Below are 15,951 nucleotides of genomic sequence, written 5' to 3'. Positions count from 1 at the left end.
TGTTGTGAGTTATCTGTTGTGAGTTATCTGTTGTGAGGTATCTGTTGTGAGTTGTATGTTGTGAGTTATCTGTTGTGAGTTATCTGTTGTGAGTTGTATGTTTTGAGTTGTATGTTGTGAGTTATCTGTTGTGAGTTATCTGTTGTGAGTTGTATGTTGTGAGTTATCTGTTGTGAGTTATCTGTTGTGAGTTATCTGTTGTGAGGTATCTGTTGTGAGTTATCTGTTGTGAGTTATCTGTTGTGGATTATGTTTTGAGTTTTTGTCATGATAGGGACAATATATTGGTAACTAAGTAATATGGCCAAGCGTTTTGTCCCGGTAGGGACAACATATTGGTAAAAGACATGATGCAGTAACAAACCGTTTTGTCCCGGTAGGGACAACATATTGGTAAAAGACATGATGCAGTAACAAACCGTTTTGTCCCGTTAGGGACAACATATTGGTAAAAGCATAGTGAACTGACAAGCCGTTTTGTCCCGATAGGGACAATATATTGGTATTATAAAAACACCCCCTGTTTACCCCTAGCAATAGCGAAAGCAGGAACACAAAACCCTGAATACTAAACCGTGTACCAACAAAAGCAATACATAAAATTCCTTTTAAAATCCACCAACCAACATGGGGTCCACTCCCCTTTTGTTTACGATTTAGTGACTAAATGTTTTTACGATTCTAAGCATTATCCGGAATATAAAAAGCTAAAGGACTACAGACACCAATTACTCGCCAATAAGCAAGAACTAGAAATCACAGATTTGGGTGCTGGATCTAAGGTACATTCCACAAACAAAAGATCTATAAAATCCATTGCTTCAAACTCTGGAAGCACTTATAAAAGAAGTAAATTATTATTTAGGTTAAGTCGGTATTTTCAATATAATAAAATTCTGGAACTAGGCACCTCTTTAGGTATTGCAACCCGGGCTATACAGGTAGCACAACCAGAAGCCCATATCATAAGTATAGAAGGCTGTCCTAATATTTCGAATACAGCCAAAGCCTATTTAGATACTAGCAAAAACCTCGAGCTTTTAATTGGCGACTTCGACATGCATATCGATCAGCTCAAGCAAGAAACCTTCGATTTGGTGTTCTTTGATGGGAATCACAGTCAGGAAGCCACACTTAGATACTTTGAAAAACTTCTTCCACATGCGCATAACGATACCATGTTTATTTTTGATGATATCTATTGGTCTAAAGACATGACAGCTGCCTGGGAAACTATAAAAAAACACCCCGAAGTCAGGGTTACGGTAGACACCTTTTTTTGGGGCTTGGTATTTTTCAGGAAAGAACAGGTGGAGGAGCATTTTAGGATTCGATTGTGAGAATTGTAAAATAAGAAGTTGAAATTAAAATTGAGAACACATTCACTAACTGTCAGCTGGGAAGACAAAAATAAAAAACCAAATCTTTTGCCTTATCCCCCTTATCCATTAACTTTGAATTTCAAACTTTGAATTGAATCCCATGAAAATATACACAAAAACAGGAGATAAAGGAACCACAGCTCTATTTGGAGGGACCCGAGTACCAAAGCATCATATTCGTATAGACAGCTACGGAACTGTAGATGAATTAAACGCCCATATAGGCTTAATAAAAGACCAGGGTATCGATAAACATTACAAAGATTTATTGTCGCATATACAAGACAGACTTTTTACGGTTGGGGCAACTTTAGCCACCGATCCAAAAAAGGCCGTACTTAAAAGTGGGAAAGACCGTTTAAACATTCCTAAGATTTCAGATGAAAACATCGAGCGTTTAGAAAAGGAAATGGACCAAATGAATGACAGCCTACCTCCTATGACAAACTTTATACTTCCGGGTGGCCATCAAACCGTGTCATTCTGTCACATAGCGCGCTGTGTATGCCGAAGAGCAGAACGTTTAGCTGCTGCTTTAAACGATTTAGAACCTGTGGAAGCCAATACCCTGATGTATTTAAACCGTCTATCTGACTACCTTTTTGTCTTGGCACGAAAGTTGTCTTCAGAGTTACAAGCTGACGAAGTTAAGTGGATTCCCGAAAAATATTAATTAGTCGGCTCAAATAAAATTACTGTTTATAGAAGTTTTATTTTCAGTAGAAAAACAGTGATAAAACACGTTCTTTTTATTTATGAGTGATTAATTGCTTTTTTTCTTGTTTATATGAACTAAAAATTTATTTTTGCAAAAAATTAAAACAATTATAACATGTATTGGACATTAGAATTAGCATCTTATTTAAGTGATGCGCCTTGGCCTGCAACTAAAGATGAATTAATTGATTACTCTATTAGAACAGGAGCACCATTGGAAGTAGTTGAAAATCTTCAATCTATTGAAGACGAAGGCGACCAATATGAATCAATCCAAGAAATTTGGCCTGATTATCCAACAGACGAAGATTACCTCTGGAACGAGGATGAATATTAATATTTAAAAAATTATTAAAAGTCTCGTTTAGAGACTTTTTTTGTGCCTTATTTTTCGGGAAAATTAATTACAAATCGTACCTTTGGAAGGTTGTATTACCTCTAATTGGACACAACAAATTCTTATCAGTTTTTTGCTGATACAACTAAAAATAACAAACAAATGACCCTTTTAGATTCTGTACTAAAAATATTTGTCGGCGACAAGTCGAAACAAGATGTTAAGGCTATCATGCCTATTGTAGATAAAATTAAAACCTTTGAAGCCGCTCTAGAAAAACTTTCTCACGATGAGCTACGTGCTAAAACCACAGCCTTTAAAGAACAAATTGCCGAAGCCAGGCAGCCTTACAACGACAACATCGATAGCTTAATGATTGAGGCCGAAGCTACAGAAGACATCGATAAAAGAGAAGATATCTATCAGGAAATCGATGGCATTAAAGACACCATTTATACCATTACTGAAGATGTTTTAAACGACATCTTACCCGAAGCTTTTGCTGTAATAAAAGAAACTGCTAAGCGTTTTGTTAACAATACCGAAATTACGGTAAGCGCCAGCACATACGACAGAGAGCTTTCTGGAGAAAAAGATTATATTACTTTAGATAACGATAAAGCCATTTGGGCAAATTCCTGGGATGCTGCTGGAAAAGCCATCACCTGGGATATGGTGCATTACGATGTACAATTAATTGGTGGTATAGCCATGCACCAGGGTAAAATTGCAGAGATGCAAACTGGAGAAGGTAAAACCCTAGTAGCTACCTTACCTATGTATTTAAATGCTCTAGCAGGAAAAGGGGTTCACCTGGTAACTGTAAACGATTATCTGGCAAAACGTGATAGCGCGTGGATGGCTCCCATTTTCCAATTCCATGGTTTAAGCGTGGATTGTATCGATTACCATCAGCCAAACTCGGCTGCCAGAAAGAAAGCCTATTTAGCAGATATTACATACGGTACTAATAACGAATTTGGTTTCGATTATTTACGTGATAATATGGCGCATTCGCCAGACGATTTAGTTCAACGTCCACACCATTTTGCCATCGTGGATGAAGTGGATTCTGTGTTAGTAGATGATGCCCGTACGCCATTAATTATTTCCGGACCTATCCCTAAAGGAGATATTCAAGAATTCGATGCTTTAAAACCTAAGGTAGAGGATATTGCTGCTATTCAACGTAAATATTTAACAGGGGTTTTAGCTGAGGCTAAGAAACTGATTGCGGAAGGCGATACCAAAGAAGGTGGTTTCAAACTCTTACGTGTTTATAGAGGGATTCCTAAAAACAAAGCACTTATTAAGTTTTTAAGTGAGGAGGGTATCAAACAACTTCTTCAAAAAACTGAAAACCAATACATGGCAGACAATAACAGAGAGATGCCAAAGGTAGATGCCGAGTTGTACTATGTTATTGAAGAGAAAAACAATCAAGTAGAGCTTTCAGATAAAGGAATAGAATATCTGTCTGGAAAAGACGATCCTAATTTCTTTGTAATGCCAGAAATAGGAACTGAAATAGCTAAAATTGAAGCCGAAAGTACTTCTAAGGAAGAAGAAGCCGATAGAAAAGAAGATTTATTTAGAGATTTCGGAATTAAATCAGAACGTATTCATACGTTAAACCAATTACTAAAAGCCTACGCTCTATTTGAAAAAGACGTGCAGTATGTGGTTATGGACAATAAAGTAATGATTGTCGATGAGCAAACAGGACGTATTATGGACGGGCGTCGTTATAGCGACGGATTACACCAGGCTATTGAAGCCAAAGAAAATGTAAAAATTGAAGCCGCTACTCAAACTTTTGCAACGGTAACTCTTCAAAATTACTTTAGAATGTATGGAAAACTGTCGGGGATGACAGGTACGGCCGTTACAGAAGCTGGGGAGTTTTGGGAAATCTATAAATTAGATGTGGTTGAAATTCCAACCAACAGACCTATTGCCAGAGATGACAGAGACGATTTAGTTTACAAAACCAAGCGTGAAAAATACAATTCTGTTATAGACGAAGTAACCAAACTTTCTGAAGCGGGACGTCCCGTTTTAATAGGAACAACGTCTGTTGAAATTAGTGAGCTTTTAGGAAAAATGTTGAGTATTAGAAAAATATCTCATAATGTCTTAAATGCGAAACAGCATAAAAAAGAGGCTGAAATTGTTGCCGAAGCAGGAAATGCCGGACAGGTAACCATTGCCACCAATATGGCTGGTCGTGGTACGGATATTAAGTTATCTGATGACGTTAAAAAAGCAGGAGGTTTAGCTATTATAGGTACAGAGCGTCACGATTCCCGTCGTGTAGACAGACAGTTACGTGGACGTGCTGGTCGTCAGGGAGATCCAGGAAGCTCGCAGTTTTATGTGTCTTTAGAAGACAACCTCATGCGTTTATTTGGTAGTGAAAGAATTGCCAAGATGATGGATAAAATGGGATTAAAAGAAGGGGAAGTTATTCAACATTCTATGATTTCAAAATCCATTGAACGCGCACAGAAAAAGGTAGAAGAAAATCAATTTGGAGTAAGAAAACGTCTATTAGAATACGATGATGTTATGAACTCGCAACGTGAGGTAGTTTACAAACGTCGTCACCACGCCTTATTTGGAGAGCGTTTACGTGTAGATCTTGCTAATATGCTTTATGATACCTCTGAAGGGATTGCAGAATCTAACAAAGCTGCAAACGATTATAAGAACTTTGAGTTTGAATTAATTCGTTATTTCTCTATGAGTTCGCCAATAACTGAAGCCGAATTCGGTAAGTTATCTGTGCAAGACATTGCTGCTAAAGTTTATAAAGCTGCTTTTACTTATTACAGAGAAAAAATGGCTAGAAATGCTGAAATGGCCTTTCCTGTTATTAAAAATGTATACGAAAACCAACGCGATAAATTCAAACGTATTGTGGTGCCATTCACCGATGGTGTAAAAACCCTACAAGTAGTTACAGATCTTGAGAAAGCTTATGAAACTGAAGGGAAACAATTAATTACAGATTTCGAGAAAAACATTACCCTGGCTATTATTGACGATGCCTGGAAAACCCATTTACGCAAAATGGACGAGTTGAAACAATCTGTGCAATTAGCGGTTCACGAGCAAAAAGATCCATTATTAATTTACAAGTTTGAAGCTTTTGAATTGTTTAAGGGAATGATTGACTTGGTGAATAAAGATGTGATATCTTTCTTATTTAAAGGAGAACTTCCTTCTGAAGAAACTGGAGCATCAGCCATTCAAGAAGCTAAGCAGACTAGAAAAAAGGAAAACCTTCAAACACAAAAGGATGAAATTCCAAATCTGGACGAACGTTCTGCACAAAACAGAGCTGCTGGACAAACACAACAGCAGGAAGTTGTAGAAACTATTGTTCGCGACAGACCAAAAATTGGTAGAAACGATAGAGTAACTATCAAACATGTGATGAGTGGAGAAAACAAATCGTTAAAATACAAACAAGCCGAACCTTTAATTGCTAAAGGAGACTGGGTGTTGGTTGAAGATTAGTACCTTCCCACGCAAGTGAAACCTTATAAATACAAAATCCTAAAGCATCTCGCTTTGGGATTTTTTTATGGGAAATGGGGATTAGGGATTAGGGAATTAGGGAGTTTTGACATCTTAATTTAAAATATGTTTTTACGGCCTATTAATTTGACTGTATGTGTTATTAACGGTTTTTGTGTATCTTAAGTTAGCGATTATAAATATAAGTTATAAATTAAGAATCAAATCAGAAAGAATAAAAAGAGAGGATTCTAGGAGCTATCGGTCTTCGAAAGTAGGTGAAAACCAACCTTTAATTATAGACAGTGTTGCTAGCAGTACTTTTTTAGTCGTAATGAAATCTGCATTTCGCAATTAATATTTCTCCTTCGCTATATTGGTAAATCAGCCGATGTTCACTGTCAATTCGTCTTGACCAAAACCCAGCGTATTTATGTTTTAACGGTTCGGGTTTTCCAATTCCATCAAAAGGGTTTCGAGCGATGTCTTTCAGAAGTTCATTTATCTTCTTTAGCTTGTTCTTGTCGGTTTTTTGCCAATATAAATAGTCTTCCCAAGATTCGTCAACGAATATATACTTCATTTTAATTTTCGATTAGGTCTTTATTAAAAGTCGTTCCACTTTTTAGTTTTTCAATTGCAGAATCTAATCGTAATTCATTTTTTCTAGAAGACAATTCGTGATTTGTAGCCATTAGAGAATTGTATTCCTCCAAAGACATTACTACAATTCCAGAATCTTTTCCTCGATTTATAATTAAAGTCTCACAGTTTTTTACAACTCTGTCCAAGTATGTTTTAATATCTTTTCTAAAAGCAGATACAGTTGTTATTTGCATAATATTGTATTTTTTCAAGTACAAATATATGTACAAAATTTAATATACGCAATTTTTTTCGTGTTGCTGGCAACGACAAAGGAAGTCATTTTGTCTTTGTTGATTTCTAAAACTAGATTGAGATCTTGTTGTAAGAACATGAGAACTACATTTAAACGGATAAAATATTTTAAAAGAAATGAGCGTTTCATTTTTACTTAATATAAGTTTTAAAGTATCTTTATATCTTCAAAAAACAAGTAGTTATGAATAGATTTTTAAAATGGATCATTGGCCTTTTAGTCCTGGTTGCTATTAGTGTTTTTACATACTCTGTTTTAAACGATGGCTTATTTAAAAAACCTTTAAGTCCGAAAAAGATAGTCAGTTTTAAAGTAGATGATATTGAGTTAAAAGTTTTCTATAATAGGCCATCTAAACGCAATCGCGACGTTTTTGGAGCTTTGGTACCTTTTAATAAAGTTTGGAGAACCGGAGCCAACGAGGCCACTACTTTTGAAACCAATAAAGCTTTAAAGGTTGGAAATGATTCGCTTCCTGCCGGAAAATATACCTTATGGACTATTCCCAGCGATTCGACCTGGCACGTCATGTTTAACAAAAAACAATATCCTTGGGGTGTAGATATGGAAATGAATCCCTTAAGAGAGCCTGCATTTGATGTGATTGACGTGGAAGTTCCTGTTCAAAAAATAGACACCACTGTGGAGCAGTTTACTATAGGCTTTGATAATTCTACAGATAACCTATCCTTAACAATGGCTTGGGACGACACCAAGGTGGTAGTGCCGCTTAAATAAGTATTCTGTTGTCTGTTGTCTGTTGTCTGTTGTCTGTTGTCTGTTTACAGTTTTATGCGGTTTATTTTTTCTTCAAAACAATAAATGATATCTTTATATCTTGTAGTTTCTTTTAGAAACTGAACCTTAACTTTGAATAAACAGGACTTTGTGGCAAAAGAAAAACAATCGGCATTAGAAGAGAAAGATGGGGTAATACAACCGCCAAGCATCAACAAGTCTTTTATTAATAAAATGAAATCCAGGCGACAAAACCAACCTTCTACCGAAGATTTAATTGCTGGGATTTTAAAAGGAGATATTATTGCTCTAAGTCGTGCCATTACCCTTATTGAAAGTAAGAATCCCCAACACTTTGAAAAAGCCAACACCATTATTACGGGTTGTTTACCACATGCTAATCAATCGGTAAGAATTGGAATAACTGGGGTTCCTGGGGTTGGAAAAAGTACGTTTATAGAAGCTTTTGGAACCCATTTAACCAGTCAAGGAAAAAAAGTAGCTGTCTTAGCTGTTGACCCCAGTAGTTCTTTAACCAAAGGTAGTATTCTTGGGGACAAGACCAGAATGGAAGCCCTTGTAAAAGAAGAGAATGCTTTTATTAGACCTTCGGCTTCTGGTGATTCTCTGGGCGGAGTTGCTAGAAAAACCAGAGAAACTATTATACTTTGCGAAGCTGCTGGATTTGATATAATTATTATAGAAACCGTAGGCGTTGGGCAAAGTGAAACTGCTGTACACAGTATGGTAGATTTTTTCCTGTTACTTAAACTTGCAGGAGCTGGAGACGAACTGCAAGGAATTAAGCGTGGAATAATTGAAATGGCAGATATAATTGCTATTAATAAAGCCGATGGCGATAATTTAAAACCTGCTAAAATAGCCAAGCTAGAATTTAATAGAGCTTTGCATTTATATCCTAAAAAATCTTCAGAATGGCAACCGAAGGTGTTGTTATGCAGCGCTTTAAAAAATGAGGGGATTGAAGCTATCTGGGAGAAGATTCAAGCCTATGTGACTATGACTTCAGAAAACACGTATTTTTATAAAAAACGCAGTGAACAGAATAAATTCTGGCTTATTCAAACCATAGAAGATCATTTAAAATCGAACTTTTTTAATAATAGCGAGATAAAAATAGAACTGGAAAAACAGTTAGTACTTATTGAAGAAAACAAGACCTCTCCTTTTGCAGCAGCCGATTACCTCCTGAGTTTATAGTTTTCAATTTAGGTTCTAAAATTTTAAAAACTATTCTGCTATATTTAACCTATATCATGGCTACGTCTAATATAACCACAGGATAAAAGCAAAAAAAGCTTAACCCTGTTATAAGAATTAAGCTTTTGCACTAGCATACCTAATGGTACTTCTTATTTTGTTTTATAATAGCCTTCCTCAGGGATTTCTATAAAATATTGTTTATTAGATCTATTGTTTAAATGTGGTTCTCTTAACCATGGGTTATGGATTTTTAAGATTTTATAATTAATTCCAAAACCTTTAGAGAAAGCGGCAAAATCTGTTACAATGGAATCCACTTCAACTTTATAAGTAGGAACTTCTGTATATAAATCTTTCTCTCTAAAGTTAAATCCATATTTAGAAGGATGTGATAAAATTTCTTTTAGAGCCACAATTCTAAACAAGTATCTTCCTGTTTCTTCTCCTAATAACAAATCGTAATAATCAGTTACATCTTGTTCTTTTAAGCGTCTAGACACGCCATAATTACCTGCATTATAAGCTGCAGCTGCCAAAGTCCAGGATCCTAATTCTTCTTTTGACTTTTTTAAATAGGTACAAGCTACTTCTGTTGCTTTTTCTAAATTGTACCGTTCGTCTACATTGTCATTAATCTCAAGCCCATACTCTTTTCCTGTTTTTGGCATAATTTGCCAAACCCCTCTTGCACCGGCAGGAGAAACTACGTTCATTAAACCACTTTCTATTACAGCCAGATATTTAAAATCGTCTGGAATGCCATGTTTTTTCAAAATAGGTTCTATAACAGGAAAGTACTTATGCGCTCTTTTAAACATTAGCAAACCGTTAGATTGCCAATAGGTATTTACCAAAAGCTCTCTATCCATGCGCTCGTAGATATCCGGATTATCTAAAGGCAGCATCTCTCCAGCAAAGTTTAAATCTGCAGGAATTTGTAATGCATACACATTATAATCGTTTATTAATTTCTTTTCAAAATTTTCGTCTGTTGGTGCGTCTTGCATTGCGTAAACAAAAATCATCATTAAACTAGCTAATCCAATAAAAGCCAGCGTGTTTTTAACCCATTTCATCTTATGTCGTTTTTATAAATTTACTAATAATACAGCAATTTTTAAGCCAATTCTTCATCTAAAATCAACTTTGGCAAATTATTGTTAAACCATCGGTATCTGTTAATAATCATAACATGTGTTCCATCTTTCACCGTAACACAATCCCCAATATGATGATGAGGAAATACAGGGTCTTTTTCACCATGAATATGAATAGTTCCTGGAATAGGTTCTTCTTGATCCCAACAAACAACCTGTTTTAAGGCCCAGCTCAAATAATTTTTATCCGTTACCGAAAGATACTTTTTATATAAAGCTACACGTTTCTTAACGGTTTTTCCAAGACTATATTTGGCCAATGTATCCATATTATTTGCCAAGCTTGTAGGCATTAACTTATAGGCTTTTGTATATCTGGCAAATTTCATGCGTTTTGGCAGTTCGTATTTCGTTTTAACGCTAGAAATAACTATTAATTTTTTCACCTTTAAATACTTACTCATTTCCTGTACCATAATGCCTCCAAAAGAGACTCCAATTAACACCACATTATCGTGTTTAATTAAGGCGTTCATTCTCTGTGCATAAGCTTCAACAGACTCATTATCAGAAGGCATTAACCATTCTAACATATGCATTTTAAATTGATCTTCCGGCAACTTAATATGTTCAAAAATTAAGGAGCTTGCTGCCATTCCAGGGACGAAATAAACATGTATGATATCTTGACTCATAAGCTTTTAAGCGGGTAAATAATGAATAAAACCAATAATTTTTCGTAAATTTGCATCACAAAATTATCGAAAAATAGCACTGACTCCTAAAATTCCTCTTAATTTAATACATTCTTAATTATGATTGAAACATCTGAACTTGTGGATAATGACTTTTTACGTCAGTACGAACTAAAAATTGATGAACATTTAGCGAAAGTAGAATATTCTTTACAAGAGCGAAAAATATTTTTAACAAAACTGATTATTCCTGAAGAAGTTAATTCTGAAAGCTTTCAAAACGAATTTTTAGTTGTAGTCTTTAAAGACATTGAAGAGCGCAACTTAAGTGTTGTTCCTACCAGTCCTGAGATTGCCAAGTTTGTTCGTAAAAACAGAAAGTACAAACGTATGCTTCCTGTAGGCGTTAGAATCTAAGAAACTACAAGTATCTCATAAAAAATACCGAAACCTGAAAAGTTTCGGTATTTTTTATTTTAATTATTTAGCTCACCATTTCGTTTATAAACTCTAATCTCACCAAGCCATCTTCTTCTATTTCCGTTAGTTTTACCTCTTGCAAGGTATTTACTAATTCAGGATTCCATGGTGTTTTAACTTTTACGTAGTTTTCAGTAAAACCCTGGATATAGCCTTCTTTATTTTCACTTTCAAAAAGGACTTCTCTCTTAGTTCCTAATTGGCTCTCGTAGAAGGCACGTCGTTTTTTAACTGATAAGCCACGTAACATTTTACTTCTTTTAGCCCGAACTCGTTTAGGAATTACCCCTTCCATATCTGCTGCTACTGTATTATCTCTTTCCGAGTAAGTAAAAACATGTAAATAAGAAATATCTAATTCGTTTAAAAAATTATAAGTCTCTAAAAACAATTCGTCTGTTTCTCCAGGGAAACCAACAATTACATCTACCCCAATACAGGCATCAGGCATGGTTTCTTTAATTTTAGTCACACGATCGATATAGAGCTCTTTCATATATCTACGACGCATCAATTTTAAGATTTTATTACTTCCACTTTGTAAAGGGATATGAAAATGAGGAACAAACGTATTGCTTCTTGAAACAAATTCTATAGTTTCATTTTTCAATAAATTAGGCTCGATAGAAGAAATACGCAATCTTTCAATCCCTTCCACTTTATCTAAACCTTTTACTAAGTCTAAAAAGGTATGCTCGTGTTTTTTATTACCAAATTCTCCCTTCCCGTAATCGCCAATATTGACACCCGTAAGAACTATTTCTTTTATATTTTTTTTAGAAATTTCTTGAGCATTATGTAACACATTCTCCAGAGTATCGCTTCTAGAAATTCCTCGTGCTAATGGAATGGTACAATACGTACATTTATAATCGCAGCCATCTTGTACCTTTAAAAAAGCACGTGTTCTATCTCCAAAGGAATAGCTTCCCACGTAAAAATCTGCTTCGTCTATTTCGCAGGAATGTACTTCCCCGAAATCGTTTTTAGTTAAATCGTTGAGATAATCTGTTATTTTAAATTTTTCAGTTGCTCCTAACACCAAATCCACTCCATCTACATCTGCTAATTCCTGAGGTTTTAATTGGGCATAGCAACCTATTGCTGCCACAAAAGCATTGGGGTTAGATTTCTGAGCTTGTTTAACAATGGTTTTAAAACGTTTGTCGGCATTTTCAGTAACAGAGCAGGTATTAATAACGTAAATATCTGCTGGATCACTAAAATCCACACGATCAAAACCTTCATCTTTAAAGCCTCTGGCAATAGTTGATGTTTCAGAAAAATTAAGCTTACAACCTAATGTATAAAATGCGACTTTTTTTCTCATAAACAATTTGTACGTTTCTGAAATAGAAACTGTTTGAAAATTAAATGACCTTTTAAAAGAATTTAAATGTCACGGTGTTTTAAAAAATTTTTATGCAAACCTTATATAATAAGAAGGTTTCGTTTGCAAAATTAATGAAAAAGAGCGCTTTAACTAAATAAAGCGCTCTTTTTATAAATTATTTAATAAAGTATCTTACTAGCTTTTAATAATTTTTCTAGTAATATCTCCTCTATCCGTTTGAATTTTTAATAAATAAACTCCAGGATTTAATTGAGAAACATTTAATTTTCTTTGGTTTTGTCCTTGAATAACGATCTGTCCTGTTATAGAATAAACTTTAACATCTTTAATCTTAATAGCTTCATTTAATTGAATATTAAGAACATCGTTTATAGGGTTTGGATAAATAGACAAGTTATTTAAGCTATACTCTTCAATTCCAAGAACATCTCCAACCACATTCATAACGTATTGGTTGTCAGGAAACCCTATAACTGTAGCAGTAGTTGGCGTAGCCATACCGCAATCTACAGCCACTAAGTAGCTATCGTCGTTTTCTCCAGCTGCGTTAATTCCAGGGAAAAAAGTTTCTCCAGCATTCGTACCACTATCTCCAGCTGTTACTTCAAAAGCAATAGTAGAACCTGCAGGTATAGTTGCCGTAAGAGGAACAGTAACTAAAGACAAATCATCTGCCGAACTAGAAGTATGATCAGCACTAGCGATTAAAGTTAAAGTAGCCGACCCCAAGTTATCCGAACTTGCAGTATAAATACTAACTGTAATAACTTTCCCATCATCAGCAGAACCTTGACCATATTGTACAGAACTTACTTCAAAATCGTCCGTAACACCAAAATCTGCTAGATTATAAGCTCTTAAAAAAGAGTTTTCACTATATGTTCCATCACCGCTATTCCAGCAAGCAACACCTCCATCAGTTACATTAAGAGGATCTACAGATTGTGTTAAGGTTGTTTGCGCCGTAAGCACTCCAACAAATAACAAGGAAAATAAAAATAGAATGTAGTTTTTTTTCATAATTTTAATGTTTAAATAGTTAATTGTTTAAATAATTATTTGATTAATAAGTTCTAAATATAATACTTTAAATTATTAAATGAAATATATCTTCATACTTTTCCTTCTTTTTTTAAACTGCGCCAAGAACACAAAAGAGACTTCAAACACGTTTCGGTATAACGAACATAAAAACATAGGTTCTTTAGATCCCGCATTTGCCAAAGACAATGCAGATATTTGGGCCGTAAATCAATTGTTCAATGGCTTGGTACAAATGGACGAGGAACTCCATGTGCAACCATGTATTTCTAAAGAGTGGCAGATTTCTGAAGATGCGCTTACCTATTCTTTCACACTTAGAAAGGATGTTTATTTTCATAAACATGCCTTGTTTGGAGAAGATTCTACAAGAACAGTAAAAGCTACAGACTTTGAATACAGCTTTAATAGGTTGCTAGACAAGCAAATTGCTTCGCCAGGAAGTTGGGTTTTAAATAAAGTGGACTCTTTCCGTGCCATTAATGATACGCTATTTCAGATTAAATTAAAACAACCTTTTCCAGCATTTTTAGGTCTACTTACCATGAAATATTGCTCTGTAGTACCTGAAGAAATAGTCAAGCATTATAAGAGCGATTTCCGTTCTAATCCAATTGGCACAGGACCGTTTAAATTTAAGCGCTGGGAAGAAAATATTAAATTGGTTTTTAGGAAAAACAACAATTATTTTGAAACAGATACAAAGGGCAACAAATTACCCTATTTAGAAGCTGTAGCTATAACTTTTCTCCCAGATAAACAAAGTGAGTTTTTACAGTTTGCTCAAGGAAATTTAGACTACGTCTCTGGCTTAGATGCGTCTTATAAAGATGAAATTTTGACTGCAAAAGGCAACCTAAGAGATAGCTATGCTAAAGATGTGCATATGATTAGAGGACCCTATTTGAATACGGAATATTTAGCTTTTTATATGGATTCTAAGTTGCCTGAGATACAGTCGTCTCTTTTAAGAAAAGCCGTAAACTATGGTTTTGATAGAGAAAAAATGATGATTTATCTTAGAAATGGGATTGGTATTCCCGCTAATGGTGGGTTTATTCCAAAAGGCTTACCAGGTTATAACGAAGCCATTGGATTTACTTACCAACCTAAAAAAGCAAAACAACTAATTGAACAATTTAAAGCAGAGAGCGGACATAATAAACCGGAAATAACTATAACAACAACGAGTAATTATTTGAGTTTTTGCGAGTTTATCCAGCGTGAATTGCAAAAAATTGGGCTCCAGGTACATGTAGATGTTATTCCAGCAGCCACCTTAAAAGACGCTAAAGCTAATGGGAAATTAGATATGTTTAGAGCAAGTTGGGTAGCCGATTATCCCGATGCTGAAAATTATTTGTCCTTATATTACTCTAAAAACTTTGCGCCTAATGGACCAAATTATACTCATTTTAAAAATGAACAATTTGATTTGTGGTACGAACAAGCCTTTAAGGAAACCAACACTCTAGAAAGAGAAAAATTATATTTGAGAATGGATAGTTTGGTGATGGATCACACCCCTATAGTGCCACTTTTTTATGATGAAGTGGTTCGTTTTACTAGGAAAAATGTAGACGGACTAGGTATTAATCCTATAAATTTATTGGATTTAAAATCTGTAAAAAAGCAGTCTGCTATTGCGCTCTAACTTCCACGCCTTCTTTTTCAAAAACAATCCCCATAATAATGAAGTATATGGCTGCACCATAAGTAAGCATGATAAAAAACTCTTGAAAAGGTAGGTCCTGTTTAAAGGTTTTTATAGCCATAATGCTTTCGCTTATAAGATAGAACAACACACCAATAAACACATAATAATAGCTTTTTAAAGAAAAAACAGATTTCCTTAAAAAAGCAAACTGCAATATAACCAGTGTAAAAAAGAAACTAATGATTGCTATTGCAAAATAGGATTCTAATCCTTCGTAAACCAAAGTAACTAACCCAAAGATATAAGCAAAAAGAAGCATCGAAAAAGGGATTAACCTAGCTACGTTAAAATCTTCTTTATGAATAAATTTAATACTAAAAAAGATTTTCCCTAAGGTAAAAGCAACTATACTAGCTGATAAAAATATAGGATTGATATGGTTGATTATTAAAATATCTCCTATTAAAAAAGATCCCAAAGCTAAAAACACCCATAATTGATCTTTATTAGTTTGAGATTCTCTATGTTGAAAATAAAATAATAATAAAGCAAGAACTAATAAAGGTTTGGTAGCGAATCTAAAAGCTATGGGACAAGTTAGTTTGACAACAATATCTAGAGTTAAGAGAAAAAAGTAAAGCAAAGTAAATTGCCTGGTATTCTTAAAGTTTAAGCGCATAATTAGGCTGCTGAAAAATAATTTCCGACAAAAGTAACATAAAAACCGACAAAACGCAGTTATTTAAATAATTAGATACTATTTATTGCCAATAATCTTTTTTGTTTCTACATCTCTAAAAAAAAAA

The 15,951-nt window shown here is 34.6% G+C and carries 15 protein-coding genes; 8 read left to right on the top strand and 7 right to left on the bottom strand.

All coding sequences use genetic code 11. The annotated features are described in order from the left end of the window. Positions 1 to 575 precede the first annotated feature (575 nt). The 4 genes from OS188_RS14400 (at position 576) to secA (ending at position 5,958) form a co-directional block, all read left to right on the top strand. Positions 576 to 1,340 carry an O-methyltransferase gene (locus OS188_RS14400; protein WP_267149557.1) on the top strand — a complete coding sequence of 255 codons (765 nt, stop codon included), beginning with the start codon at positions 576 to 578 and terminating at the stop codon, positions 1,338 to 1,340. Between the two features lie 142 nt (positions 1,341 to 1,482). Then, positions 1,483 to 2,055: a cob(I)yrinic acid a,c-diamide adenosyltransferase gene (locus OS188_RS14395; RefSeq protein ID WP_267149556.1), complete on the top strand. Its 573-nt coding sequence runs from the start codon at positions 1,483 to 1,485 to the stop codon at positions 2,053 to 2,055. 159 nt (positions 2,056 to 2,214) lie between these two features. Further along, entirely contained in the window at positions 2,215 to 2,436 is a 222-nt protein-coding gene (locus OS188_RS14390) for a DUF2795 domain-containing protein (protein WP_007648604.1), read from the top strand. A 162-nt stretch (positions 2,437 to 2,598) separates the two neighbouring features. After that, positions 2,599 to 5,958 carry a preprotein translocase subunit SecA gene (gene secA / locus OS188_RS14385; protein ID WP_267149555.1) on the top strand — a complete coding sequence of 1,120 codons (3,360 nt, stop codon included), beginning with the start codon at positions 2,599 to 2,601 and terminating at the stop codon, positions 5,956 to 5,958. Positions 5,959 to 6,283: 325 nt separating this feature from the next. Here secA and OS188_RS14380 read toward each other — a convergent pair whose 3' ends face one another. Both OS188_RS14380 and OS188_RS14375 read right to left on the bottom strand, forming a co-directional pair. Beyond that, entirely contained in the window at positions 6,284 to 6,541 is a 258-nt protein-coding gene (locus OS188_RS14380) for a Txe/YoeB family addiction module toxin (protein ID WP_267149554.1), read from the bottom strand. Position 6,542: 1 nt separating this feature from the next. Continuing rightward, positions 6,543 to 6,797: a type II toxin-antitoxin system Phd/YefM family antitoxin gene (locus tag OS188_RS14375; protein ID WP_267149553.1), complete on the bottom strand. Its 255-nt coding sequence runs from the start codon at positions 6,795 to 6,797 to the stop codon at positions 6,543 to 6,545. 245 nt (positions 6,798 to 7,042) lie between these two features. On the opposite strand from OS188_RS14375, the gene OS188_RS14370 reads away from it, so the two are divergent. Together OS188_RS14370 and meaB are read left to right on the top strand one after the other, a co-directional pair. Continuing rightward, positions 7,043 to 7,597, top strand: a complete 555-nt coding sequence (locus tag OS188_RS14370; RefSeq protein ID WP_267149552.1) for a DUF2911 domain-containing protein — start codon at positions 7,043 to 7,045, stop codon at positions 7,595 to 7,597. 150 nt (positions 7,598 to 7,747) lie between these two features. Next, complete coding sequence (meaB, locus tag OS188_RS14365) at positions 7,748 to 8,818, top strand: methylmalonyl Co-A mutase-associated GTPase MeaB (protein ID WP_267149551.1); 1,071 nt, start codon at positions 7,748 to 7,750, stop codon at positions 8,816 to 8,818. Between the two features lie 152 nt (positions 8,819 to 8,970). On the opposite strand, the gene OS188_RS14360 is transcribed toward meaB, so the two are convergent. Then, positions 8,971 to 9,897 (bottom strand): lytic transglycosylase domain-containing protein, encoded by a 927-nt coding sequence (locus OS188_RS14360; RefSeq protein ID WP_267149550.1) that lies wholly within the window; start codon positions 9,895 to 9,897, stop codon positions 8,971 to 8,973. 41 nt (positions 9,898 to 9,938) lie between these two features. Further along, positions 9,939 to 10,613, bottom strand: coding sequence for an alpha/beta hydrolase family protein (locus OS188_RS14355; RefSeq protein WP_267149549.1), 675 nt, complete (start codon positions 10,611 to 10,613; stop codon positions 9,939 to 9,941). Positions 10,614 to 10,733: 120 nt separating this feature from the next. On the opposite strand from OS188_RS14355, the gene OS188_RS14350 reads away from it, so the two are divergent. After that, positions 10,734 to 11,030, top strand: coding sequence for an N-acetyltransferase (locus OS188_RS14350; protein ID WP_267149548.1), 297 nt, complete (start codon positions 10,734 to 10,736; stop codon positions 11,028 to 11,030). A 67-nt stretch (positions 11,031 to 11,097) separates the two neighbouring features. On the opposite strand, the gene mtaB is transcribed toward OS188_RS14350, so the two are convergent. Then, positions 11,098 to 12,423, bottom strand: coding sequence for a tRNA (N(6)-L-threonylcarbamoyladenosine(37)-C(2))-methylthiotransferase MtaB (gene mtaB / locus OS188_RS14345; RefSeq protein ID WP_267149547.1), 1,326 nt, complete (start codon positions 12,421 to 12,423; stop codon positions 11,098 to 11,100). 198 nt (positions 12,424 to 12,621) lie between these two features. Further along, complete coding sequence (locus OS188_RS14340; RefSeq protein ID WP_267149546.1) at positions 12,622 to 13,467, bottom strand: T9SS type A sorting domain-containing protein; 846 nt, start codon at positions 13,465 to 13,467, stop codon at positions 12,622 to 12,624. 79 nt (positions 13,468 to 13,546) lie between these two features. Here OS188_RS14340 and OS188_RS14335 point away from each other — a divergent pair, with 79 nt between their 5' ends. Then, positions 13,547 to 15,142 (top strand): ABC transporter substrate-binding protein, encoded by a 1,596-nt coding sequence (locus OS188_RS14335; RefSeq protein WP_267149545.1) that lies wholly within the window; start codon positions 13,547 to 13,549, stop codon positions 15,140 to 15,142. On the opposite strand, the gene OS188_RS14330 is transcribed toward OS188_RS14335, so the two are convergent. Then, positions 15,129 to 15,824, bottom strand: a complete 696-nt coding sequence (locus tag OS188_RS14330) for a lysoplasmalogenase family protein (RefSeq protein ID WP_267149544.1) — start codon at positions 15,822 to 15,824, stop codon at positions 15,129 to 15,131. The genes OS188_RS14335 and OS188_RS14330 overlap by 14 nt on opposite strands. Positions 15,825 to 15,951 lie beyond the last annotated feature (127 nt).

The organism is Xanthomarina sp. F1114 (assembly GCF_026410255.1).
Classification (GTDB): Bacteria; Bacteroidota; Bacteroidia; order Flavobacteriales; family Flavobacteriaceae; genus Xanthomarina.
This window is presented reverse-complemented; position numbering and strand designations above follow the sequence as displayed.